General features: G+C 59.7%; 21 protein-coding genes. 8 read left to right on the forward strand and 13 right to left on the reverse strand.

What is annotated here, in order from left to right; all coding sequences use genetic code 11:
* Positions 1-210: 210 nt before the first annotated feature.
* On the reverse strand, positions 211-1,398 hold the full coding sequence (locus tag LB453_RS20370) for an MFS transporter (RefSeq protein WP_103793685.1): 1,188 nt from the start codon (positions 1,396-1,398) through the stop codon (positions 211-213).
* A gap of 104 nt (positions 1,399-1,502) precedes the next feature.
* On the opposite strand from LB453_RS20370, the gene LB453_RS20375 reads away from it, so the two are divergent.
* Complete coding sequence (locus LB453_RS20375; protein ID WP_103793684.1) at positions 1,503-2,462, forward strand: AraC family transcriptional regulator; 960 nt, start codon at positions 1,503-1,505, stop codon at positions 2,460-2,462.
* Here the strand turns inward: LB453_RS20375 and LB453_RS20380 are convergent.
* The 3 genes from LB453_RS20380 to gltP form a co-directional block, all read right to left on the reverse strand.
* A complete protein-coding gene (locus tag LB453_RS20380) occupies positions 2,459-4,003 on the reverse strand; it encodes a PAS domain-containing methyl-accepting chemotaxis protein (protein ID WP_103793683.1) in 1,545 nt (514 codons plus the stop codon). The genes LB453_RS20375 and LB453_RS20380 overlap by 4 nt on opposite strands.
* Before the next feature lie 188 nt (positions 4,004-4,191).
* Positions 4,192-5,091 carry an N-acetylmuramic acid 6-phosphate etherase gene (murQ, locus tag LB453_RS20385; protein ID WP_103793682.1) on the reverse strand — a complete coding sequence of 300 codons (900 nt, stop codon included), beginning with the start codon at positions 5,089-5,091 and terminating at the stop codon, positions 4,192-4,194.
* Positions 5,092-5,222: 131 nt separating this feature from the next.
* Entirely contained in the window at positions 5,223-6,524 is a 1,302-nt protein-coding gene (gene gltP, locus LB453_RS20390) for a glutamate/aspartate:proton symporter GltP (RefSeq protein WP_103793681.1), read from the reverse strand.
* Between the two features lie 550 nt (positions 6,525-7,074).
* Here gltP and acs point away from each other — a divergent pair.
* The 4 genes from acs (at position 7,075) to LB453_RS23465 (ending at position 11,380) form a co-directional block, all read left to right on the forward strand.
* Entirely contained in the window at positions 7,075-9,030 is a 1,956-nt protein-coding gene (gene acs, locus LB453_RS20395; RefSeq protein WP_103793680.1) for an acetate--CoA ligase, read from the forward strand.
* A gap of 143 nt (positions 9,031-9,173) precedes the next feature.
* Complete coding sequence (locus tag LB453_RS20400; RefSeq protein ID WP_103793679.1) at positions 9,174-9,503, forward strand: DUF485 domain-containing protein; 330 nt, start codon at positions 9,174-9,176, stop codon at positions 9,501-9,503.
* Entirely contained in the window at positions 9,500-11,149 is a 1,650-nt protein-coding gene (locus tag LB453_RS20405) for a cation acetate symporter (protein ID WP_103793678.1), read from the forward strand. The genes LB453_RS20400 and LB453_RS20405 overlap by 4 nt, the downstream gene beginning before the upstream one ends.
* A 102-nt stretch (positions 11,150-11,251) precedes the next feature.
* Complete coding sequence (locus tag LB453_RS23465) at positions 11,252-11,380, forward strand: type II toxin-antitoxin system prevent-host-death family antitoxin (RefSeq protein WP_158253377.1); 129 nt, start codon at positions 11,252-11,254, stop codon at positions 11,378-11,380.
* A 190-nt stretch (positions 11,381-11,570) separates the two neighbouring features.
* Here LB453_RS23465 and LB453_RS20415 read toward each other — a convergent pair whose 3' ends face one another.
* The 3 genes from LB453_RS20415 to LB453_RS20425 all read right to left on the reverse strand — a co-directional run bounded on the left by LB453_RS20415 (position 11,571) and on the right by LB453_RS20425 (position 13,348).
* Positions 11,571-12,116: a YfaZ family outer membrane protein gene (locus tag LB453_RS20415; RefSeq protein WP_103793676.1), complete on the reverse strand. Its 546-nt coding sequence runs from the start codon at positions 12,114-12,116 to the stop codon at positions 11,571-11,573.
* Positions 12,117-12,234: 118 nt separating this feature from the next.
* Entirely contained in the window at positions 12,235-12,930 is a 696-nt protein-coding gene (locus tag LB453_RS20420) for an LrgB family protein (RefSeq protein WP_103794024.1), read from the reverse strand.
* On the reverse strand, positions 12,923-13,348 hold the full coding sequence (locus tag LB453_RS20425; RefSeq protein WP_103793675.1) for a CidA/LrgA family protein: 426 nt from the start codon (positions 13,346-13,348) through the stop codon (positions 12,923-12,925). The genes LB453_RS20420 and LB453_RS20425 overlap by 8 nt, the downstream gene beginning before the upstream one ends.
* A gap of 103 nt (positions 13,349-13,451) precedes the next feature.
* Between LB453_RS20425 and LB453_RS20430 the strand changes: the two genes are divergently transcribed.
* The gene (locus tag LB453_RS20430) at positions 13,452-14,354 is read left to right on the forward strand and encodes a LysR family transcriptional regulator (RefSeq protein ID WP_103793674.1); all 903 of its coding nucleotides are present in this window, start codon (positions 13,452-13,454) and stop codon (positions 14,352-14,354) included.
* A 14-nt stretch (positions 14,355-14,368) separates the two neighbouring features.
* On the opposite strand, the gene LB453_RS20435 is transcribed toward LB453_RS20430, so the two are convergent.
* From LB453_RS20435 to soxR, 4 genes are all read right to left on the reverse strand, one after another.
* The gene (locus tag LB453_RS20435; protein ID WP_103793673.1) at positions 14,369-16,018 is read right to left on the reverse strand and encodes a Na+/H+ antiporter; all 1,650 of its coding nucleotides are present in this window, start codon (positions 16,016-16,018) and stop codon (positions 14,369-14,371) included.
* 149 nt (positions 16,019-16,167) lie between these two features.
* Positions 16,168-17,517 (reverse strand): NCS2 family permease, encoded by a 1,350-nt coding sequence (locus LB453_RS20440; RefSeq protein WP_103793672.1) that lies wholly within the window; start codon positions 17,515-17,517, stop codon positions 16,168-16,170.
* Between the two features lie 310 nt (positions 17,518-17,827).
* The gene (locus LB453_RS20445; RefSeq protein WP_103793671.1) at positions 17,828-18,493 is read right to left on the reverse strand and encodes a glutathione S-transferase family protein; all 666 of its coding nucleotides are present in this window, start codon (positions 18,491-18,493) and stop codon (positions 17,828-17,830) included.
* A gap of 47 nt (positions 18,494-18,540) precedes the next feature.
* The gene (gene soxR / locus LB453_RS20450; protein ID WP_103793670.1) at positions 18,541-19,026 is read right to left on the reverse strand and encodes a redox-sensitive transcriptional activator SoxR; all 486 of its coding nucleotides are present in this window, start codon (positions 19,024-19,026) and stop codon (positions 18,541-18,543) included.
* 83 nt (positions 19,027-19,109) lie between these two features.
* Here soxR and soxS point away from each other — a divergent pair, with 83 nt between their 5' ends.
* Both soxS and LB453_RS20460 read left to right on the forward strand, forming a co-directional pair.
* The gene (soxS, locus tag LB453_RS20455; protein WP_103793669.1) at positions 19,110-19,535 is read left to right on the forward strand and encodes a superoxide response transcriptional regulator SoxS; all 426 of its coding nucleotides are present in this window, start codon (positions 19,110-19,112) and stop codon (positions 19,533-19,535) included.
* A 263-nt stretch (positions 19,536-19,798) separates the two neighbouring features.
* A complete protein-coding gene (locus LB453_RS20460; RefSeq protein ID WP_103793668.1) occupies positions 19,799-20,080 on the forward strand; it encodes a YjcB family protein in 282 nt (93 codons plus the stop codon).
* A gap of 234 nt (positions 20,081-20,314) precedes the next feature.
* On the opposite strand, the gene LB453_RS20465 is transcribed toward LB453_RS20460, so the two are convergent.
* Together LB453_RS20465 and LB453_RS20470 are read right to left on the reverse strand one after the other, a co-directional pair.
* A complete protein-coding gene (locus LB453_RS20465; protein WP_103793667.1) occupies positions 20,315-21,265 on the reverse strand; it encodes an ATP-grasp fold amidoligase family protein in 951 nt (316 codons plus the stop codon).
* An 8-nt stretch (positions 21,266-21,273) separates the two neighbouring features.
* The gene (locus LB453_RS20470) at positions 21,274-22,530 is read right to left on the reverse strand and encodes a polysaccharide biosynthesis C-terminal domain-containing protein (RefSeq protein ID WP_103793666.1); all 1,257 of its coding nucleotides are present in this window, start codon (positions 22,528-22,530) and stop codon (positions 21,274-21,276) included.
* Positions 22,531-22,925 lie beyond the last annotated feature (395 nt).

Below are 22,925 nucleotides of genomic sequence, written 5' to 3' on the forward strand. Positions count from 1 at the left end.
ATTCCTCGGTAGATGTTTATTCAGGTAAGGCGTGTCGCCTTGTTGATATGAATAATAGACCGGGGAAGCTGCTGCTGATAGCGGAGATAATTGCCGTTCTTTATCAAATTTACTGAAAGTCAAAGCGCACATTAGGTGTAGCGGCGCCGCAAAAGGTTAACCCACTGGCATAAAGAAAAAGGGCAGCATATTTTGCTGCCCATTTACCTGTTAGCCGTGATGTCGCACGCGAGTAAAGATAGTGACAGAGGCGAGCAGCATCAGCACGCCGCTGGCGAGAAAGACGCCGCCTGCGCCCTGCAGGTCGAACATCCAGCCGCCCGCCGCAGCCCCGCCGGTGATCGCCAGCTGGATGGTGGCCACCAGCAGGCCGCCGCCCGATTCCGCGTCGTCCGGTACCGCGCGCGAGATCCAGGTGGACCAGCCGGTCGGCATCGAACCAAACGCCAGCCCCCACAGCGCCACGCCCGCGGCCACCAGCCAGGAGAGATCGGCAAAGCTCACCAGCAGCAGCGCGGTGGCGCTCATCACCAGCGCCATCGCGCTCAGCGTTAGCGATACGCTGCGCGTCACCAGGTAGCCCGCCAGCGAGGTGCCGAAGAAGTTCGCCACGCCAAACGCCAGCAGCACCAGCGAGAGCTGATTAAGGCTGAGCTGCGCGCTGCTCTCAAGGAACGGACGCAGGTAGGTAAAGAAGGCGAAGTGGCCGGTGAACATCATAATCACCGCCAGCATGCCCCAGCGCATCAGCCCGCTGCGCAGCAGATCGAGCACGCCGCCGCTGCGCGCTTTATTCTCTGGCGGCATCGCCGGCAGCGTAAAGCACTGCCAGATCAGCGCCAGCCCGCCCAGCCCGGCGGTCAGCATAAAGATATTGCGCCAGCCGATCAGGCCGCCAAGATAGCTGCCGAGCGGCGCGGCGATAATGGTTGCCAGCGAAATGCCGCTGAAAACGATCGACAGGGCGCGCGGCACCTGATCGCTGGGCACCAGCCGCATGGTGATAGCGGTAGAGAGCGTCCAGAAGCCGCCGATCGCCATGCCGAGCAGCACGCGCGCCAGCAGGATCAGCGTCAGGTTGCTCGCCAGCGCCACCAGCAGCGCCGAGGCGACCAGCAGCAGCGTAAAGGCCAGCATCACCACGCGGCGATCGAGCCGCCGCGTGACGCTGCCCACCACCAGACTGGTCAGCAATGCCACCAGCGCGGTCACCGTTACCGTTTGTCCCGCCTGCCCTTCCGACACCTGCAGCGAGGCGGCGATCGGCGTCAGCAGGCTGACCGGCAGAAATTCGGCGGTGATCAGGCCGAAGACCCCAAACGCCATTGAAAATACCGCGCCCCAGGCTGGACGCGCGGGTACGGAAACCTCATCAGCCACTTCGCTACTCAGACTCATGCAGCTTCTCCATAGAAAATTTATTAAGGCTGGAGCATAGAGGCTGCGGGCAAGACGATCTATGATGGTGACACCTTCATTATTGATAATTCGTCTGGAATGCAATGAGCCATTATGAAGATCTGACCAGCGAGCTGCTGATGGGGATGCGGCTGCACGGCGTGACCTATCAGCGCATTCAGCTCGCCGCGCCCTTCGGCCTGCGCTATGAGCATGCGCCGGGCCGCGCGCAGTTCCACTTTGTCGGGCGCGGGCCGCTGCTGGTGCGCGGCGCGTCGGGCGCCATCTTCACGCTTAATACCGGCGACGCGCTGCTGATCCCCCACGGCAAACCGCACAGCCTGCTTTCATCACCCGACGCCGCGACTGAGAATATTGCCGCCTACGTCAGCAAGCCGATCTGCGACAGCGTCTGCGCCATCGGCGCGCCTGCCGACGCCTGCGACGACGAGGAGAGCGTGATCCTGTTCAGCGCCTGTATGAAGTTCGAGCTGGGGGGCATGCAGCCGCTGATCAACACCATGCCGGATATCATGCTGGTGAGCACGCTGCTGTCGCAGTACCCGGAGATCCAGCCGATTCTCGACGCCATGGAGCGGGAATCGCGCACGCGCCACGCCGGGTTCGCTGGCATTCTGTCGCGGCTGGCGGACGTGGTGGCGGCGCTGATCGTGCGCGGCTGGGTAGAGAACGGCTGCGGCCAGGGCAGCGGACTGGTGCAGGCGATGCGCGATCCGCGCCTGAGCAAGGCGATTGCCGCGATGCACCGCGAACCGGGAGAGAACTGGACGGTCGAGCGGCTGGCGCGCGTGGCGGGCTGCTCGCGTTCGGTATTTGCCGAGCGCTTTCAGCACGCCACCACCATGACGCCGCTGCGCTATCTCACCGAGCTGCGCATGCGGCTGGCGGTGCAGCGCATCGTCAATAACGGCGAAGCGGTAGAGGTGGTGGCGTTTCAGCTCGGCTACGGCTCGCTGGCCGCCTTTAGCCGCGCCTTTAAGCGCATCGTTGGTCAGCCGCCCGGCGCACTGCGCGCCGGACGGGTAGAGGCGCGCGCCTCTTAGCGGAAGACGCTGATCGCCTCCACCAGCCGGTTGGCCTGGTGCGTCATACGGCCGGACGCCTCGGCGCTCTCCTGCACGCGCGCGGCGTTGCGGTGGGTAATATCGTCGAGATCCTCGACCGCCGAAGAGACCTCGCTCAGCGCGGTAGACTGCTCGGCGGTAGCGGCGCTGATCTGCGCAATCAGCGACGAGACGTTCTGCACCTGCGCGACAATATCCTGCATGGTGCGTCCCGCCGCGTCGGCGTGGCGGCTGCCGAGCTGCACGCGGCTGGCGCTGGTTTCCACCAGGCTTTTGATTTCGCTGGCGGCCTTCGCGCTGCGCTGCGCCAGGCTGCGCACCTCTCCTGCCACCACCGCAAAGCCTTTGCCCTGCTCGCCCGCGCGCGCCGCCTCTACCGCCGCGTTAAGCGCGAGGATATTGGTCTGGAAGGCGATGCCGTCGATCACGCTGGTGATGTTGGCGATGCGCTGCGAACTTTCGGCGATTTCCGCCATCATGCCGACCATCTCCTGCATCACGTCGCCGCCCTTGCTCGCCGCCTGGCTGGTGCGCGCCGAAAGGGTATTCACCTCGCCTGCCGTTTCGGTGTTGCTTTTCACCGTGGCGGTCATCTCATTCATAGTGGCGGCAGTCTGCTGCACGTTGGCCGCCGCCTGTTCGGTACGGCGGCTCAGCTCGTTGTTGCTGCTGGCGATGGCGTCGCTGGCGCTGAGGACATTAATCGCCTGGCCGCTGACGTCATCCACCAGCCAGCGGAACATCAGGCCGAGCTGGCCGACGGCGCGCAGCGTCATGCCCACCTCATCGACGCGGTCCATCTGCTCGACCTTATGGCTGGCACCGGTCGCCACGCTCAGCGCCTGCTGGCAAATGCGCTCGATCGGGCGCGAAATCTGCTGCTCCATCCACAGGCTGGTCAGCAGCAGCAGGATCGCCATGCCGCCGCTAAAGCAGCCCAGTGAGGCAGGCGTCATGCCGAGCAGCGCGGCACTGAGCGCCGCCAGCGGCAGCAGCGTCATCAGCGGCAGGCGAATGCGCCAGCGCAGCGGCAGCGTTTTCAGCAGCGATGTGACGCGACGCCAGCCGGTGCGGACTATCAGCCCTTTATGAAAGCGGCGCCCTTTGGCCCGTCCTTCACGAAAATCGCGGTAGAGCGCTTCGGCGCCGCGGATTTCCGCTTCGCCTGGCTTGGTGCGCACCGACATAAAGCCCTGCACCTTGCCGTTGCGCACGACCGGCACCGCGTTGGCGCGCACCCAGTAGTGGTCGCCGTTTTTACGGCGGTTTTTTACCAGCGCCGACCAGGGTTCGCCCTGCTTCAGCGTCATCCACATATCAGCAAAGGCTTCCGGCGGCATATCGGGATGGCGCACCATATTGTGCGGCTGGCCGTTGACCTCTTCCGGCGAAAAGCCGCTGACGTCGATAAAGGCGTCGTTGGCGTAGGTGATGTTGCTGTTGATATCGGTGGTCGACATCAGGGTCGCGTCATCGTCAAACACGAATTCGCGCTGGGTGACTGGCTGATTGTTACGCATGGCGGGTCCTTGAAAGGGCTGCGGAATGTCTGGAGATTATCAGTTATGTTTTTTTATATTTTCGGCAGCGAAAGACCCCAGCTTTAGAGGTGATAATAAATTTTCACCGCTAAAAAAGCGGCTGGCGAGCAATTAACCCGTCAGCCGCTTATTTATAAATCGTTAGCCCTTTTTAATAATCCTGTCGATCACCCCTGCAGGGCGCGGCGGATAAAGCCCTGATGCGTCTTGAGCCGCGCGCGGGCTTCTGCGGCGTCGATATTGGCCAGCAGCATCAGGATAGCGGTTTTGCAGTGGCCGTCGCAGGCCGCCAGCGCGCGGCTGGCGCTCGCGTCGTCGCAGTCGGTGGCCTGCATGACGATGTTGATCTGGCGCTGTACCAGCTTCTGATTGGTAGCCTCAACGTCGACCATCAGGTTGCCGTAGACTTTGCCGCTGCGGATCATCGCGCCGGTGGTGAGCATATTAAGCACCAGCTTTTGCGCGGTGCCCGCCTTCATACGTGAGGATCCGGTCACCACTTCCGGGCCGACCACTGGCGTAAGCGCGATATCCGCCGCCTGCGCCATTGCGCTGTTGGGATTGCAGGTGAGCGCCGCCGTGGTGGCACCGAGCGCGCGGGCGTACGCCAGCGCCCCCAGCACGTAGGGGGTGCGGCCGCTGGCGGCAATACCCACCAGCACATCTTTCGCGCTGAACTGGATATCACGCAGATCCTGCGCGCCTTGCTCGCGGTCATCCTCTGCGTTTTCTACCGCCTGCAGTATCGCCTTGTGGCCACCGGCGATAAGCCCCACAACCTGGTCGCGCGGCGTGCCGAACGTTGGCGGGCATTCGCTGGCGTCGAGGATGCCGAGCCGTCCCGAAGTGCCCGCGCCGCTGTAAATCAGGCGGCCGCCCTGCGCGAAGGCGGCGACGATAGCATCAACCGCCTGGGCGATCTGCGGCACGATCGCTTCAACCGCCAGCGCCACTTTTTTATCTTCGTCGTTAATGACGCGCAGCATCGCGTCGGTCGAAAGCTCGTCGATGTTCTGGCTGGCCGGGTTACGGCCTTCGGTGATGAGCTGGCTGAGGTCGATTGTCATGGGACGTGCTCCGGGCGTGATTTATCCAGGCCCGGTTTTATCATATTTGCGGGATAAAAAAAGGGTTCAGACGAGGTCTGAACCCTGTTATATGGCCAGGTGTTGCCTGGAAAGCCAGGTCAACGGATGGATTAGCTCGCCGTTTGCGCGCGCAGCTTCAGCTCGTAGGCTTTCGCCTGCTCGGCGTCGAACTGGTTCTCCCAGCGGGCGATGACCAGCACCGCCAGCGCGTTGCCGATAACGTTAAGAGCGGTACGCGCCATATCCATGATGCGATCGACGCCCGCGATAAAGGCCAGGCCCTCCAGCGGAATACCGACGCTGCCCAGCGTCGCCAGCAGCACTACGAAGGATACGCCCGGTACGCCTGCGATGCCTTTTGAGGTCACCATCAGCGTCAGCACCAGGATAATCTCATCGGTCAGCGACAGGTCGATGCCGTAAAGCTGCGCGATAAAGATGGCGGCGATGCTCTGATAAAGCGTTGAGCCGTCCAGGTTAAAGGAGTAGCCGGTCGGCACCACGAAGCTGGTGATCGCCTTCGGCGCGCCGTAGGCCTCCATCTTCTGCATAATGCGCGGCAGCACGGTTTCCGAACTGGAGGTCGAATAGGAGAGGATCAGCTCATCTTTCAGAATACGCATCAGGGTGGTGATGCGCAGCTTACAGAAGCGCGCCACGCCGCCGAGGATAACGAACGCGAAGAAGAGGATGGCGGCGTAAACCAGCAGCACCAGCTTCGCCAGCGGCCACAGCGAGGTGAAGCCGAAGTTGGCGATGGTCACGGCGATCAGGGCGAAGACCCCCACCGGCGCGTAACGCATAATCATGTGCGTCACTTTAAACATGGTTTCCGACACGCTGCGGAAGAGGTTGACCAGCGGATCGCGCTGCTCTGACGGCAGCGCCGACAGGCCCATACCGAACAGCACCGAGAAGAAGATAATCGGCAGCATGTCGCCCTTCACCAGCGAGGCGAAGATATTCTGCGGGATCAGCGACAGAATGGTGGTGACCAGGCTGTGAGGCCCGTTCTGCACCGCTTCGGTCGTGGCTTCATACTTAGAGATGTCCACCGTTGCCAGCGTTGACATATCAATGCCGGTGCCGGGTTGAAACACGTTAGCCAGCGTAATGCCGACCACAATGGCAAGGGTGGTGATCACTTCGAAATAGACGATGGTTTTAACGCCAATACGTCCCAGTTTCTTTGCATCGCCCACGCCGGCGATGCCGACAATCAGCGATGAAATAACGATAGGCACAACGATCATCTTGATCAGATGAATAAAGATGTCGCCCGCCGGGCTGAGAATGTTGGTGATTAACCATTCACGATCGTCTGGCTGATTATGCAGCACTGAACCGACAACAATGCCGAGCACCAGCGCAATCAGAATCTGCCAGGCCAGGCTTATTTTAAAACCTTTCATAACGCGTTATTTCCTCAGTCAAAACCCCTATTGCTACGCTGCGAAGGTGCAGAGAAGGATACACACAGGGAAGTGAGCAAAAGCCCGGTAAATTAGAGGGTTATTGAGGACAACGTCCTCTACGAAAATGCGAAAATTCCCGTACTATTTTCAGACGCCGTCTGGTTGAGTCCTGCTGAGCAGGGGCGAGATAAGTACCATTTTCACTGTGGTAAATGCAACCCCTGGCGCGTTCGATTAAAGATTAGCCACTCTTATAGCATAAAATGCTGTTTGGTTATAAAAACCCTAACTTGCTGTTATGAAAAGTAATAGTTAGCAAATTTTCCGCATAGCTATGCAGCGCTGCGCAAAAAGGCGGCGGGATCGTTTGCTCTATTTTTCACCAGCTGCAGGTGCTGGCAGCGGCGGGTACCTGTCGACTTTTGCAACAGATCTCAGGCGGGCAAGCGCTGTCGTGATCTGAGGCGCAAAAAAGAAACAAAGCACTGGCTCAGGCTTCACTTAACCTTTGATTGACATATCATTAACATCTTCAAGGAGATCCGCCATGAGCCAACAACATAAACACCCGATACCTGCCGGCATCGCCGCGAATGCCCTGATCACTGCCGAACAGTATCAGACGATGTATCAGCAGTCCGTCAGCGTCCCGGATGCGTTCTGGGGCGAACAGGGGAAAATCCTCGACTGGATCAAGCCCTACAGCAAAGTGAAAAACAGCTCTTTCGCGCCGGGCAATATTTCTATTCGCTGGTATGAGGACGGCACGCTCAATCTGGCGGCCAACTGCCTCGATCGCCATCTGGAAAAGCGCGGCGACCATCCCGCAATTATCTGGGAGGGCGACGACGCCAGCGAAAGCAAGACCCTGACTTTTCGCCAGTTGCATCACCAGGTGTGCCGCTTCGCCAACGTGCTGCTGTCGCTGGGGGTGAAAAAAGGCGACGTGGTGGCGATCTATATGCCGATGGTGCCGGAAGCGGCGGTGGCGATGCTGGCCTGCGCGCGCATCGGCGCGGTGCATTCGGTGATTTTCGGCGGCTTCTCGCCGGAAGCGGTAGCGGGCCGCGTGGTGGACTCCAGCGCGAAGCTGGTGATTACCGCGGATGAAGGCGTGCGCGCCGGACGCCCTATCCCGCTGAAGAAAAATGTCGACGACGCGCTGAAAAACCCTACCGTCAACAGCGTGAAAAACGTGGTGGTGCTGAAGCGCACCGGCCAGTCGATCGGCTGGCAGGAGGGCCGCGATCTCTGGTGGTCAGACTTAATGGATAAAGCCAGCGAGCAGCACGCGCCCGCCGAGATGCAGGCAGAAGATCCGCTCTTTATTCTTTATACCTCTGGATCGACCGGCAAGCCGAAAGGGGTGCTGCACACCACCGGCGGCTATCTGGTCTATGCGGCGACCACCTTTAAGTATGTGTTTGATTACCACCCGGAAGATATCTACTGGTGTACCGCCGACGTCGGCTGGGTCACCGGCCACAGCTATCTGCTCTACGGGCCGCTGGCGTGCGGAGCCACCACGCTGATGTTCGAAGGCGTGCCGAACTGGCCGAAACCGAGCCGCATGGCGGAAGTAGTGGATAAGCACAAGGTAACGCTGCTCTATACCGCGCCGACGGCGATCCGCGCCCTGATGGCGGAGGGTGATAAGGCGATCGCTGGCACCAGCCGCCAGAGCCTGCGCATTATGGGCTCGGTGGGCGAACCCATTAACCCGGAAGCCTGGGAGTGGTACTACAACAAGATTGGCGACGGCCGCTGTCCGATTGTCGATACCTGGTGGCAGACCGAAACCGGCGGTTTTATGATTACGCCGCTGCCGGGCGCGACTGAGCTGAAAGCGGGCTCCGCGACCAAACCCTTCTTCGGCGTGCAGCCCGCGCTGGTGGATAACGAAGGCAATCCGCAGGAGGGCGCGGCCGAAGGCAACCTGGTGATCACCGACTCCTGGCCTGGCCAGGCGCGTACCCTGTACGGCGATCACGACCGCTTCGAGCAGACCTACTTCTCTACCTTCAAGAACTGCTATTTCAGCGGCGACGGCGCGCGGCGCGACGAAGATGGCTACTACTGGATCACCGGCCGCGTCGACGACGTGCTTAATGTCTCCGGCCACCGGCTCGGCACCGCGGAGATCGAGTCCGCGCTGGTGTCGCATCCCAAAATCGCCGAAGCGGCGGTCGTGGGCATTCCGCACAGCATTAAAGGCCAGGCGATCTACGCCTATATCACTCTGAACCACGGCGAAGAGCCGTCGCCGGAACTCTATACCGAGGTGCGCAGCTGGGTGCGGAAAGAGATTGGCGCCATCGCCACCCCCGATATCCTGCACTGGACCGATTCGCTGCCGAAAACCCGCTCCGGCAAGATTATGCGCCGCATTCTGCGCAAGATCGCCGCGGGCGACACCAGCAATCTGGGCGATACCTCTACGCTGGCCGATCCCGGCGTGGTGGACAAACTGCTGGAGGAGAAGCAGGCGATCCGTATGCCGTAACCGTCTTACCGGCGGGAGGTCTCTTCTTCCCGCCGCCCTTTCCTTACGCAGTGTGTTTCTGAAGTCACATAACAATATCTGACCAGGCCTTTCTCGCGCAGCGGCGTGAGGCTGCCGCCTGCATAACCTCTGGAGAAACTGTGATGAACGACGCCCTTTCCACTCAGGAGGCGCTCAATCAACGGATTGAACGTCACCCGCGCTTTCAGGAGCTGGTGCATAAGCGCCAGCGGTTTGCCCTGCTGCTGTCGCTGATTATGCTGGTGCTCTACGTCGGCTTTATTCTGCTGATCGCCTTCGCCCCCGGCTGGCTCGGCACGCCGCTGCATGACGGCACCAGCGTGACGCGCGGCATCCCCATCGGCGTGGGCCTGATTGTTATTTCTTTCGTGCTGACCGGCGTTTACGTCTGGCGCGCCAACGGCGAATTCGACCGCCTGACGAAGCAGATCCTCAGCGAGGTAACCCCATGAAGCGTCTTTCTCTCTGGCTGCTGGCGCTGCTGCCCGCCTCCGCGCTGGCAGACGCCCTGACCGGCGCGGTGCAGAAGCAGGGCACAAACTATCAGGCGATCGGCATGTTTGTGGTGTTTGTCGCCGCCACCCTGGGCATTACCTACTGGGCGTCGAAGCGCACCCGCTCGCGCAACGACTACTATACCGCGGGCGGCAATATTACCGGCTTCCAGAACGGGCTGGCGATGGCGGGCGACTTTATGTCCGCCGCCTCCTTTCTCGGCATCTCCGCACTGGTTTACACCTCCGGCTACGACGGACTGATCTACTCCCTCGGCTTCCTGGTGGGCTGGCCGATGATCCTGTTCCTGATTGCCGAGCGCCTGCGCAACCTCGGTCGCTACACCTTCGCCGACGTCGCCTCCTATCGCCTGCAGCAGAAGCCGATCCGCACCCTCTCCGCCTGCGGCTCGCTGGTGGTGGTGGCGCTCTATCTGATTGCGCAGATGGTGGGCGCGGGCAAGCTGATCCAGCTGCTGTTCGGCCTCGACTACCATATCGCCGTGGTGCTGGTCGGCATTCTGATGGTGCTCTACGTGCTGTTCGGCGGCATGCTGGCGACCACCTGGGTGCAGATTATCAAAGCGGTGCTGCTGCTGTTCGGCGCCAGCTTTATGGCGATTATGGTAATGAAGGCGACCGGCTTCAGCTTTAATACCCTCTTTACCCAGGCGATGGCGGTACACCCGAAAGGCGCGGCCATCATGCAGCCCGGCGGACTGGTAAAAGATCCTATCTCGGCGCTGTCGCTGGGGCTGGGGCTGATGTTCGGCACCGCCGGCTTGCCGCATATTCTGATGCGCTTCTTTACCGTGGCGGATGCGCGCGAGGCGCGTAAAAGCGTCTTCTGGGCCACCGGCTTTATGGGCTATTTCTACTTCCTGACCTTTATTATCGGCTTCGGCGCGATCCTGCTGGTCGGGGCGAACCCCGCCTTTAAGGACGCCAGCGGCGCGCTGATTGGCGGCACCAATATGGCGGCGGTGCATCTGGCGAACGCGGTGGGCGGCAGCACCTTCCTCGGCTTTATCTCTGCCGTGGCCTTCGCCACCATTCTGGCAGTGGTTGCCGGGCTGACGCTGGCGGGCGCCTCGGCGGTGTCGCACGACCTTTACGCCAGCGTTATTCGTAAAGGCCAGGCGACCGAGCGTGAAGAGCTGCGCGTGTCGAAGATTACCGTACTGGTACTGGGGGGGGTGGCGATTGCGCTGGGCATCCTGTTTGAGAAGCAGAACATCGCCTTTATGGTCGGCCTCGCCTTCTCTATCGCCGCCAGCTGTAACTTCCCCATCATCCTGCTGTCGATGTACTGGTCGAAGCTGACCACGCGCGGCGCGATGGTCGGCGGCTGGCTGGGGCTGATCACCGCGGTGGTGCTGATGATCCTTGGCCCGACGGTCTGGGTGCAGGTGCTGGGCCACGCGTCGCCGGTTTACCCCTATGAGTATCCGGCGCTCTTCTCGATGATCGTCGCCTTTGTCGGCACCTGGCTCTTCTCGGTCACCGACCATTCGCCGCAGGGTGCGCAGGAGCGCGGCCGCTTCCGGGCGCAGTTTATCCGCTCGCAAACCGGCATCGGGATTTCGCAGGGCAAATCGCACTAATCTGGCTGTTTCCCCGCCAGCGTTCCCGGACGCTGGCGTTTTTATCCCCATCCCGGTGTAAATAGCGACTAATCGCATGAGAAAGGGATCGCTACGCTGCGGTTGACCGCTAACCAGGCTAAAAGGCGTTTTGGCGAACTCATAAGCAAAGCGCAGCACGAAGCCGTTACCCTCACCCAGAATGGCCGCACGGCCTTTATCTGTTTACCCGCCAGAGTATCCCGCCTTTAAGTCATGCAAACCGGAAAGCCTGCGCGCCAGAGTGGCTCGCGCTATTGCTCAGACGGCACAGGGTTAGCTGCACGCCGCAAGGTCTTCAAATCATTGCGCTCGCCTGCCCAAAGCGGTGAAAAAGCGTCAGCCCTGGCAATAAAAAAGCCGGTCACGTAAGTAACCGGCTCAAAGGCTTTTAGGGCGATGATTAGAAACGCAGCGAAGCGCCGACGTACGGGCCGTCGACCAGCACGTTGTCTTTACGGCCGCCTTTGTTGTTCAGCTCGATATACTGATAGCCTACGCGCAGGTTCAGCAGTGAAATCGGCGTGAAGCTCAGGCCGCCAGCGGCTTCCTGATAGCTGTCGAGATGGTCGGTCAGACCTTCCGGCGCGTAGTAGTATTCGCCGTACAGGCCCCACATGTTGTTGAAGCTGTACTGCGCGCCGCCGCCCAGCGCCACGGCGAAGCCATCTTTACCATCTTCAGGATGGGTGAAAATGGTCTTGGCAGTCGGCGCCAGACGCAGGCCGCCGATATCGACGTTGTAACCCAGTCCCAGACCGTAGGTGCTGCCGTCGTGATCGCTGCGCAGCCAGTTGCCTTTAAGGAACAGGCCAGGCGAGGTGGTGCCCAGACCGACGTTCAGATTTGTGTTGTGCTCGCCAACATCCACGCTGCCTTCGATAGCCTGCGCTGCGCCGCTCATCAGCACCAGACCCAGTGCGCTCCCGGTAACAAGTTGCTTAAACATGATTCCACTCCATGAAAGGACAATAATTTCGGCGCAAAGGTTAACAGCCTGAAATCCCCTGACAACTCTATTTGGCAACCTTTACGTAAACAGACATGTCGATCGGTATTTTTTGTTGTCAGGCCGCCCACATTACATGAGCAATAAGCGGTGCCAGCACCACCGTCACCACGCCGGAAAGCATCATCACCAGGCTGGCAACCACGCCCTCCTGCTCGCCGAGCTGCCAGGCGCGCGCCGTGCCTGCCCCGTGCGAGGCCGCGCCCAGACCCGCCCCTTTCGCCACGCCCTGCCGGATAGCGATGCGCAGAAACAGTACGTCGCCGATCGCCATGCCGAATACGCCAGTGATCACCACAAACAGCGCCACCAGATCGGGCTGGCCGCCGATAGGCTTCGCTGCCGCCAGCGCGAAAGGCGTGGTGATAGAGCGCACCGCCAGGCTGCGCTGGATCGACTCGGGCAGCGTCAGCAGCCGCGCCAGCCACACCGAACTGCACACCGCCACCAGCGTGGCGGTCAGCACGCCAGCGCTGAGCGACAGCCAGTGGCGGCGGATAATCGCCATGTTCTCATACACCGGCACGGCGAAGGCCAGCGTCGCCGGGCCGAGCAGCCAGAGCAGCCAGTGGCTTTCGGCGATATAGTCCTGCCAGGAGACGTGCGTAATCAGCAGCAGCCCGACCAGCAGCACCGGCGTCGCCACCAGCGGCATCAGCAGCAGCGTGCGCCAGCGGCGATAGAGGCGTTTATTAAGGAAGTAGATCAGCAGCGTAACCGCCAGGCAGAGCAGGCTAAGGATAAAATCACGCATCGCGCTGCTGCCTGCGCGCCGCGCGCGCCACTTCATACTGGTAGAGGCGATCGACCACCAGCGCGGTAGAGGCGAGCACCAGCATAGTGCTGAGCGCGATCACCACGCAGATGCGCCAGCCGTCGACGCGCAGCAGATCGCCATAGTTCACCACCGCCACCACCGCGGGAATAAAGAACAGCAGCATCTCTGCCAGCAGCCAGCGCGAGCCCGCCCTGACCCAGCGCAGCGGCAGCACGCGCGTGACGATCAGCACCAGCAGTAGCAGCATGCCGACGATATTGGCGGGCAGCGGCAGGTGCAGCCAGCTCACCAGACGATCGCTGGCGATAAACATGCCGATATAGAGCAGCAGCTGTAGCGGCAACCAGAGTCGTTGCAGCCGGCCCACGCGCTGCGGGCTGAGCGCTAACGCCATTTTCTTCTCTCCCTTCCTCAGATTCAGCGCGTAGTATAAATCCGCAACAGAAGGTGAAAAAAATGAATTAAAATTATTCCAATCATGCCAAAAGGGAATAGTTATGGACGTCCGCGCTTTACGCTACTTCACCGAGGTGGTGCGTCAGCAGAGTTTTACCCGCGCCGCGCAGAAGCTCTACGTTACGCAGCCCACCATCAGCAAAATGCTGCGCCAGCTGGAAGAGGAGCTGGGCTGCACGCTGCTGCTGCGTGACGGACGCAAGCTGCATCTGACCGACAGCGGTCAGGCGGTCTACCAGCGCGGGCTGGCGATTTTGCAGGAGTTTCACCAGCTTGAGGCGGAGATCGGCGACATTAACCAGCTTAAGACCGGCGAGCTGCGCCTCGGTATTCCGCCGATGGTCGGCATGCAGATCGCCGGCTCGATCTCAGCCTTTCGCCGCCGCTATCCCGGCGTCGCGCTCAATATCTCCGAGTTTGGCGGCCTGACCGTGCAGCAGGCGGTGCTGGCGGGCAGCCTGGATATCGCGCTCACCGCCCTGCCGGTCGATGCCGATCTGCCGCTCAATACGCTGCCGCTGATGCACCATCCGCTCTGCGTGCTGGTGCCGCGCCAGGCCGCCTGGCTTAACCGCAGCCATATCGCGCTGACGGAGCTGGCGGCGCATCCGCTGCTGATTTTTAACGAAGAGTTCTCTCTGAACCGCCAGCTGATGAAGGCGTTTCAGCGCCTTGGCGTGACGCCGCATATTGCGGTGCGCAGCGGCCAGTGGGATTTTCTGGCGGCGATGGTGCAGGCGGAAATGGGGCTGGCGATCCTGCCGGAGCCGATCTGTCAGCGGCTCGATAAGCAGTCGCTGCTGTGGCTGCCGCTGGAGTCGGAGCTGAAGTGGAGTCTGGGATTGATCTGGCGCGAGGGAAGCTATCTGTCGCGCAGCGCGCAGGCGTGGATCGCCTGCTGCCGCGAACACTGGCCGGATGAAGCGCCGCGCCTGTCGGTCTAGGCGCGGCGCGCGGCTTACTCTTCTTTTTCGATCAGCAGCGCTTCCAGCAGGTCGAGATCGCGCAGCAGCCGCTGCATACTCTCATCGGAAATCTGCTGCGTCGCGCGCAGGTGATAGACCTCGGCGCGCTCGGCGCGCAGCGCGGTCAGGCGGAAACGGCGCTCCAGATTTTCGGCGAACAGCGCCTGCTCCAGATCGCTTTTGCCGTCGGCGCGGCGGCGCAGGTTGCCGATAACGCGCAGGCTCACCTCTTTCAGCAGCTCGGGATCGATATTCTCCTCGCTGTCCTTCTCCAGCCGCTCTTCCATTTTATGCAGGCTTTCAATCGCCACGCTCGCCATCACCGCGCGGGCGTTTTGCAGCTCGCGACGGTGGCCGGCTTTATCGATGCCGTCTACGCCGCGCAGCAGCAGCGGCAGCACCACCACGCCCACCAGCAGCGAAAAGAGGATGACGCCGGTTGCGATAAACACCAGCTCATAGCGCGCCGGGAACGGCTCGCCGGAGGTCAGGAACAGCGGAATAGAGAGCACGCCCGCCAGGGTGATGGCGCCGCGCACGCCCGCAAAGGTGGCAATCAGCAGCTCGCGCAGCGAGTAGTTGGCGAACTCCATCGGCTTCTTCTTCAGCACGCGCTTGCTGAGACGCTGCATGATCCAGAGCCAGCCGAAACGCACCACCATCAGCGCGGCGTAAACCAGGATAATGTCGGTAAACAGCATCCAGAGTTCCACGTTGGGATCGGCGTTGGCGGCATCAATCGAGGTGCCGATAATGTCCGGCAGCTGCAGGCCGAGCATCAGGAACACCATGCCGTTGAACACGAACTCCAGCATCTGCCAGACGCTGTTGGCGCGCAGGCGCATCGCCAGCGGCGCCTGACGGATAATGCCGGAGCGGGTAATGGTCATGCCCGCCGCGACCGCCGCCAGGATGCCGGAGACGCCGAGATGTTCGGCGATCAGGTAGGAGGCGAACGGCAGCAGCAGCAGCAGCACGGTTTGCGTCGCCGGATCGTCGCCGCTCCAGCGGCTCAGCAGACGCAGCGATTTACCATAGAGCCAGCAGACCGCCACGCCCGCAATCAGGCCGCCGATCGCCACCTTAAGGAACTCGATGCTGGCACCGCCCCAGGTAAAGACCATCGTGCCCATCGCCACCGCAACGGCGAACTTCAGCGAGACCAGGCCGGAGGCGTCGTTCATCAGCGCCTCGCCCTGCACGATAGACATGATTTTTTTCGGGATGCGCCCCTCGCCGACAATGCCGGAGAGCGCCACGGCGTCCGTTGGCGACAGCACGGCCGCCAGCGCGAAGGCCGGGATCAGCGGAATGCCCGGCACCGTCCAGTAGATAAGGTAGCCGATGCCGACCACGGTAATCAGCACCAGCACCAGCGCCAGGCCGATAATTTCCCGGCCGTGGTGCAGGAACTCGCTAATAGGCGTTTTCCAGCCGTCGGCAAACAGCAGCGGCGGAATAAACAGCACAAGGAAGAGTTCCGGGTCGAAGTCGACATGCAGGCCGAAGGTCGGCCAGGCGAGCAGCGCACCGGCGAAGATCTGCACCAGCGGCAGCGGGATCTGGAACGGCAAGATGCGCGCGGCCACCCCGGAGAGCGACACCACCAGCGTCATAATGAGAATAGTGAAGAAGATTTCCATGCTTTCCTTAGGCGAATCGTAAAGTCAGAAAAAATGTTGTGAGCGCTAAAGTGTAAAGCAAAGTGCGCAGAGAATGACAAGTCACGCGTGCGGCGCGGCGAAAAATCAGAGAACGAGCCGGGCGAGACGGCGCTCGCCCGGTTTTACTGCTAGATCGCCCAGCCACCGGCGTAAAACATCACCAGCGCGGCGGCAATCACCACGGTGCCAACGTTCAGCCTGCGCCACTCGCCAGCGAACAGGCGGCCCACCACCAGGGTGGCGAAACCGAGCATAATGCCGGTAACGATATTGCAGGTCAGTACGATAAAGACCGCAGTTACCAGGCCGGACATCGCATCGACAAAGTCGCCGAAGTCGATTTTCGCCACGTTGCTCAGCATCAGCAGGCCGACATACATCAGCGCGGGCGCGGTCGCGTAGGCGGGCACCAGATAAGCGAGCGGCGACATAAACAGAATCGCCAGGAACAGCAGGCCAACCACAATCGCCGTCAGGCCGGTCTTACCGCCCGCCGCCGTGCCGGCTGCGGATTCGATATAGACTGCCGCAGGCGACGCGCCGACCAGGCCGGCGAACAGGCTGCTGACTGAGTCAGTGGTCAGCGCGCGTCCGCCGTTGAGGATCTGGCCCTTCTCATCCAGCAGGTTCGCCTGCCCCGCCACCGCGCGGATGGTGCCGGTGGCGTCAAACACCGCCGTCATCACCAGCGCCAGCACGCTCGGCAGCACCACCGGCTGTAGCGCCCCCATAATATCCAGGCTGAACAGCAGCGAGTTGCCCTGGCCGTCGCGCAGGCTGGGCAAGGCGAACAGCCCCTGAAACTTCACCGCCGGATCGAAGATAAGTCCGAGAACCGAGATAGCGATAATGGTGAGCAGAATGCCGCCCGGCACCCGGCGCTTCTCCAGCCCGACGATTGCCGCCAGCCCCAGCAGCGACATCATTACCGGAAACGAAGTGAAGTGGCCCAGCGCCACCGGCAGGCCAGGCGCAGGGTTCTTCACCACCAGCCCAATGCCGTCGGCGGCGATCAGCAGCAGAAACAGGCCGATCCCCACGCCGGTGCCGTGCGCCACGCCCATCGGCAGATTGCGCAAAATCCAGGCGCGGATGCCGGTCAGCGAGATAAAGGTAAACAGCAGCCCCATCAGGAACACCGCGCCGAGGGCGACCGGCACGCTGATATGCTGGCCGAGCACCAGACTAAAGGCAGTAAAGGCGGTGAGCGAGATGGCGCAGCCGATAGCCATCGGCAGATTGGCCCATAATCCCATGACGATTGAGCCAACGCTGGCGACCAGACAGGTGGCGACAAAGACCGCCGTGGGCGAAAAGCCCGCTTTGCCCAGCATGCCGGGCACCACAATCACCGAGTAGACCATCGCCAGGAAGGTGGTCAGTCCCGCCAGAATTTCCTGCCGGACGCTGCTGCCGCGTGCAGAAACAGAGAACCAGGCGTCCAGCTTGCCAGCGGACGAGCGTGATTCATATGACATAGTTGAGCCTCAAAATTTTTTGTTGTGTGAAACGCCCTGCGTCGCAGCCTGCAAAATCCCTGGTTATCGACCCGGCACCATAGCGCGCCAGGCGGCAGGCAAACGTTTACTTCGCGGCGGATAGCTGTCCGCTATGCGGCCAGATTAAAGGCACGGGATTATCCGGCGTTTGGCCGCCGATTTTCAACTGCTTCCTCGCTTAAATTCAGGACAAAAAGAGGCGCTGATGGGGCTTTTTGCGGGGTTGTGCGGCGACCGCTTCAGGGCCGCCGTCGCGTTAGGTTCTGATGTCGCGGGATTTTTTTGCCGCTTAGCCCCCTGGCAGCACCTCGCCGCCCTGCTGCACGGCGCGCTGCCAGGCGGCGCGCTGTTGCACAGTATTTAGCCAGGCCGCCGTGGCGGGCATATCATCCAGGCCGCCGCGCGACTGCAGCGCCAGCAGGGGAAAACTCATCTGAATATCGGCGATGCTGAAGCGCTTGCCGGCAAACCAGGGCTGAGCGGCCAGATGGTGCTCAATCATCTGGCGATGCGGCACCAGCTGCTTATCGAGCCAGGCCTTCTGTATGCCCTTGCCCAGCGCCGCGCCCGCCGGACGCAGCAGCCAGGGCACCGGCGCCTTGCCGAGACGGCTAAAGACCAGCTTCATCACCAGCAGCGGCATCAGCGAGCCTTCGGCGTAGTGCAGCCAGTAATTAGCCTGCAGACGCGCCTGCTCGTCGGCGGAGGTCAGCCGCTGCTCGCGGTCATATTTGCTTTCCAGCCAGGAAAGAATGGCGCCCGACTCAGCAATCACCTGATTGCCGTCGGTAATGACCGGCGACTTGCCAAGCGGATGGACCTTCTTCAGCGCTTCCGGCGCCAGCATCGACGCCTCGCGCTGATAGCGTTTGATTTGGTAAGGCACTTCCAGCTCTTCCAGCAGCCACAGCACGCGATGCGAGCGCGATTGCTCAAGATGGTGGACGGTAATCATAGTCAATTCCTGTTGTGAGCCTCTGGCAAGTATAGCCTTCATCCTCTTTAGCGCGGCGGCTCGCCTTTATCATCCTGTTCGGGATCGAGCAGCACCGCGCCGGACCCCTGCTGCGCTAGCCGGTCGCCGGGATTGCGCAGCGGACAGTCGCGCATCGACAGGCAGCCACAGCCGATACAGCCGTCGAGGTCGTTACGCAGCCGCGTCAGGGTTTCGATGCGCTTATCCAGCTCCTCACGCCAGTGCTGCGTCAGGGCGTCCCACTCCTGGGTCGACATGCGCTTGTTGGCGGGGATATGCATCAGGCTGTCGCTGACCGTGGCGAGCGGAATGCCGATACGCTGGGCAATCTTGATAATGGCGACGCGGCGCAGCACGTCGCGGCTGTAGCGACGCTGGTTACCGCCGTTGCGGGTACTGAAGATAAGCCCTTTGCTCTCATAAAAATGCAGCGCGGAAACCGCCACGCCGCTGCGCCGCGCGACTTCGCCCGGCGTCAGAACCGGTTTTGGGTAGTTGCGATCTTTTTTCATCTGGCTCTTTACCTCAAGTTAACTTGAGGAATTATACTCGCCTCCGTCAAATAACGAATCCCTCAGAACTAAAGGACGAGATTATGATGCAAGAAGAGATCATTCACTCCCTGACGCGCTGGATCGATCAAAACCTGGATAAGCCGCTGTCGATCGATGACGTCGCGGCCAGGTCAGGCTATTCAAAGTGGCACCTGCAGCGTATGTTCCGTACCGTGACGAAACAGACGCTGGGTGGCTACATTCGTGAGCGTCGCCTGACGCTGGCGGCGGAAGCACTGCGCCAGACGCAGCGTCCGGTATTTGATATCGCGATGCAGTACGGCTATGACTCGCAGCAGACTTTTTCCCGCGTGTTCCGCCGTCAGTTTTCGCAGACGCCAACCGCCTATCGCCATTTTATGCGTCGCCAGGCGATCCAGCGCCCGCGCAGGGTAAACTTCGACTGCAGCGAGCCCGCGGCGAGCTACACCCAGCGCACCACCGGCGAATGCTGCCCGATTCGCTAAGCCTCAGGCGCCCTTAACGGGCGCACCTTTCCCCGCTTCTCTGCTTAACGCCCTGATATTCCTGCCAACATATCGATAAAAAAATTTCTACCATACCAGGTACAAATTTTGTTCAAAAAATCAAATCCAGTGATATAATGTGACCAAGATCACACATTAAATTCTTTTTGACGACGGAAAGCCTTTCCCTGACCACGCTTTCTGTCGCCGGTGATGTCCAGTAACCGTCAGGGATAATCACTTAGATTCAGAGGCTTAAGTCGATGGCGACCATAACCACCAGCTTGATCGTTATGCGTTGGGAACTGCTCAGCGCAATCATGATGTTTTTTGCCAGCACCCTTAAAATTAAATTCCGCCAGAGCAGCCATCATGTGATGGCCTTTATGTGCGGCGGCATTGGTCTCGGTATGAGCTGCTGGTTTGTGATGGGTCTGCTGGGTATCTCGCTGAGCATGGAAAACGTGCATCACTTTATGCTGGTGACCAAAGATACCTTTATTCAGGTGATGAGCCAGACGCCGCCTGACTGGCCAATGCCTTAATCGTTAGCCAGTAAAAAACCCCGCATAGCGGGGTTTTTTATTTTGCGGTGGTTACACAGCGCTGACGAAGCTGGCATGGCACGATCGCAAAGTCGCTTAACGCATCCATGCTCGCTCGGCCCGCGCCTTCCATGGCGCGGGACGCTTTGCTCTTCGGCTCATGCCAGCTTCGTTTTGGCTTCGTTAGCCAATAAAAAACCCCGCAGCGCGGGGTTTTTTATTTTGCTGTGTGACTCAAACTTTCTTCAACAGCGCAGGAATATTGACGTCCTGCACCGAAACGCCCGGTCTCTGCGTGCCGCGGCGATCCTGAATCCACATATCTCCCATCATCTGATTAAGCCCGCGATCAAGCCCGGTCACCAGACCTGCGCCCGGCGTGAAGGTCAGCTCGCCGAAATAGATGCGGCCTTCATGGATATACCAGTCCACGCGCACGTAGTCGAAATCGCTCGCCAGCTTCTTGCTCAGATCGAGCGCGTGCTGCAGCGAATCGGCGATTTTCGTCACGTCGAGACCGGTATCGCGAATCTTATGAAAGGCTTCGGTCAGGTTATTGACATAAAAATTCATCGACAGCTGCGGCTGGCAGCGGTTGTAGATCACCTGCAGCACATATTCAAAGCGGCCGTCGCGCTTGTTGAACATATGGAACTTGTAATCGATCGGCGCCGTTTTGCCGTCGCCGATATACTGCTCGACCAGAATACGCGGCTTGATATAGCGGTAGTGGATCTCGCGCGCCTCGTTGGCGAAGTCGGTCTTCAGCCACTTATAGCAGCTGTTGATAATCTGCTGTTTGCGCAGCGCGTCCGGCTCTTCCAGCAGGATCTCCACCATATTGGAGGCGTGATTCGGCTTGATGACCGTGCCCTTCCAGCTTTGCAGGCTATTCAGCGATGCCGGATCGGTGGACTGGTGCACCAGCGGAATCAGGTACTCGTTGCCAATCTTCTCGGCAATATAGTCGCGCACTGAATACTTGTCCGACAGGCGGCCGTAGATCTGATAGTCGCCATAGACAAATTTGCGGTACAGCACCTTTTCGTTAAACACCTTGGGCTGGCGCAAATTGGGCAATTTTCTGAACTTATGGAAGTAGTAAATGCGGTCCTGGTATGCCCAGGGCATCTTCTTAATGAAGTACTGCACACTTCTTCTGAGTTCATCTTTCAACTTAAACATATCTGACCTCATTTGTAGGTTTTGTAGTTGAGTGAGGAAACCTGAATTCTTTGAATGACGCCGTTTTTGAAGAAGTAATTCATTACGGTAAGGGACAAGAGTTCCGACACGAAGACGCTCCACGCAGCGCCCATAATGCCGTAGCCCTGGATCAGCCACCACGAAAGCGGCAGGCTGATCACCATCAGGCAGATGATTTTCTTCAACAGATAGTTGAAACCACCCTCTTTCACCATGTAGCGGTAGGCTACTGTGCCCATAGCGGAGAAACAGGTTGCCATTGACAACAACGTAATGAGACTTCCTGACTGTGTGTATTCTGAACCGTACAAAGCGATGATGATTTTCTCGCCAAACAGCGCGATGACCAGCAGCATCATCAGTGAAACTCCCATGACATAGCCGTTAAGCCGCGCTGCCAGCTTAATAGCCACTTCGCCGCGTTCCCTGAAGATCTCAGTGAAGCATGAAGTTATGAGCGCCACGGGGATAAAAATCCACGAAGCCGCGATTGTGTTGGCCGCCGCAAACAGCCCGAGGTCGCTTGCCGACGCAATGCCGGCTAAAAACATCTGCGCGGCTTTCACCTGCACCGAAATAAAAATACTGGAGATCGCCAGCGGCAAACCGGCGTACATCAGATAGCGCAGATAGGCGCTGCGCTTCTCCTGCGGCGGAGGAATATCCTGAGTTTCGCGGTAAAAGTTGTATCGTTTGATAGCGTAAGGCACCAGGGTCACGGCGACGATAGAGAGCGTCAGCCATGCCGGATTCAGGCGCAGCCAGGCGATAACGAAGCTGATGGTGAAGCTCAGCAGCATGCCGAGCGAGTTCGCAACGGTATTCAGCCGGGAGGCCAGGCGCGCGTTGTTGTAAACGCTGAAGGTGTCCTGGGTGACAAATACCGAGGCGACGAACGACGCCAGCGTAAACGCCAGAAAGTTTTGCGGCATGGTAAACCACACCCAGGCCAGCACCGGCACCGAGGTAAGCAGCAGTAAAATCATGCGCAGCGTGCGCGCCACGTTCATCAGGCGCAGCCCTTTCGGCGCGCTTTTGCTGATCCGCTTGAACAAGATAGTTTCGGTACCGAAGATGGCGACGGTCTGGACCATAGAAAATAAAGAGGTAGAAAACGCCATCTGGCCAAATACGGTTGGCCCGAATGATTTCGCCACGTAGGAGGTCACAAATATGACGCCAAAAACCGAGACGATCTTCTCAGACATCATCCAGGCGGCATTCGACATTACGCTTAATTTCATTGACTCATCCTTTGCATTACTTACTTCAACCGCTTCGGTACAACGTCCCTGTAACGAATTAACAAGCGCTCAGTGGGCCTGGCGTTATTTAAAGATTTCAAACCAGGCTGGTCCGAAAAATGAGAATCAGAACACGATTCGGTGAATATTTTCAGGATAATTCTGATTAAATTTGGCTCAGAACGGCTAATCTGGAATCGATTTCACGGTGAAAACAGAACCCATTCGCAAGCCATTTCCCTGCGAATTTAGCAAGCACGTTATGCTAAATATCAAATGTACGTAGAAATTTTTCGTATTTGGGATGGGAAGAATCTATAACAAAAATCCCTGACCAGGAAGGTGCGCCCATCCGATAAGAATAAAATAAGATTTATCCCATGATGATATTTATT

The sequence above is a fragment of the Pantoea agglomerans genome, assembly GCF_020149765.1.
Classification (GTDB): Bacteria; Pseudomonadota; Gammaproteobacteria; order Enterobacterales; family Enterobacteriaceae; genus Pantoea; species Pantoea alvi.

What these genes read in the sequence shown, in the direction of transcription:
- LB453_RS20370 (WP_103793685.1), bottom strand. Translation starts at nt 1,398, where the DNA reads ATGAGTCTGAGTAGCGAAGTGGCTGATGAGGTTTCCGTACCCGCGCGT.
- LB453_RS20375 (WP_103793684.1), top strand. Translation starts at nt 1,503, where the DNA reads ATGAGCCATTATGAAGATCTGACCAGCGAGCTGCTGATGGGGATGCGG.
- LB453_RS20380 (WP_103793683.1), bottom strand. Translation starts at nt 4,003, where the DNA reads ATGCGTAACAATCAGCCAGTCACCCAGCGCGAATTCGTGTTTGACGAT.
- murQ (WP_103793682.1), bottom strand. Translation starts at nt 5,091, where the DNA reads ATGACAATCGACCTCAGCCAGCTCATCACCGAAGGCCGTAACCCGGCC.
- gltP (WP_103793681.1), bottom strand. Translation starts at nt 6,524, where the DNA reads ATGAAAGGTTTTAAAATAAGCCTGGCCTGGCAGATTCTGATTGCGCTG.
- acs (WP_103793680.1), top strand. Translation starts at nt 7,075, where the DNA reads ATGAGCCAACAACATAAACACCCGATACCTGCCGGCATCGCCGCGAAT.
- LB453_RS20400 (WP_103793679.1), top strand. Translation starts at nt 9,174, where the DNA reads ATGAACGACGCCCTTTCCACTCAGGAGGCGCTCAATCAACGGATTGAA.
- LB453_RS20405 (WP_103793678.1), top strand. Translation starts at nt 9,500, where the DNA reads ATGAAGCGTCTTTCTCTCTGGCTGCTGGCGCTGCTGCCCGCCTCCGCG.
- LB453_RS20415 (WP_103793676.1), bottom strand. Translation starts at nt 12,116, where the DNA reads ATGTTTAAGCAACTTGTTACCGGGAGCGCACTGGGTCTGGTGCTGATG.
- LB453_RS20420 (WP_103794024.1), bottom strand. Translation starts at nt 12,930, where the DNA reads ATGCGTGATTTTATCCTTAGCCTGCTCTGCCTGGCGGTTACGCTGCTG.
- LB453_RS20425 (WP_103793675.1), bottom strand. Translation starts at nt 13,348, where the DNA reads ATGGCGTTAGCGCTCAGCCCGCAGCGCGTGGGCCGGCTGCAACGACTC.
- LB453_RS20430 (WP_103793674.1), top strand. Translation starts at nt 13,452, where the DNA reads ATGGACGTCCGCGCTTTACGCTACTTCACCGAGGTGGTGCGTCAGCAG.
- LB453_RS20435 (WP_103793673.1), bottom strand. Translation starts at nt 16,018, where the DNA reads ATGGAAATCTTCTTCACTATTCTCATTATGACGCTGGTGGTGTCGCTC.
- LB453_RS20440 (WP_103793672.1), bottom strand. Translation starts at nt 17,517, where the DNA reads ATGTCATATGAATCACGCTCGTCCGCTGGCAAGCTGGACGCCTGGTTC.
- LB453_RS20445 (WP_103793671.1), bottom strand. Translation starts at nt 18,493, where the DNA reads ATGATTACCGTCCACCATCTTGAGCAATCGCGCTCGCATCGCGTGCTG.
- soxR (WP_103793670.1), bottom strand. Translation starts at nt 19,026, where the DNA reads ATGAAAAAAGATCGCAACTACCCAAAACCGGTTCTGACGCCGGGCGAA.
- soxS (WP_103793669.1), top strand. Translation starts at nt 19,110, where the DNA reads ATGATGCAAGAAGAGATCATTCACTCCCTGACGCGCTGGATCGATCAA.
- LB453_RS20460 (WP_103793668.1), top strand. Translation starts at nt 19,799, where the DNA reads ATGGCGACCATAACCACCAGCTTGATCGTTATGCGTTGGGAACTGCTC.
- LB453_RS20465 (WP_103793667.1), bottom strand. Translation starts at nt 21,265, where the DNA reads ATGTTTAAGTTGAAAGATGAACTCAGAAGAAGTGTGCAGTACTTCATT.
- LB453_RS20470 (WP_103793666.1), bottom strand. Translation starts at nt 22,530, where the DNA reads ATGAAATTAAGCGTAATGTCGAATGCCGCCTGGATGATGTCTGAGAAG.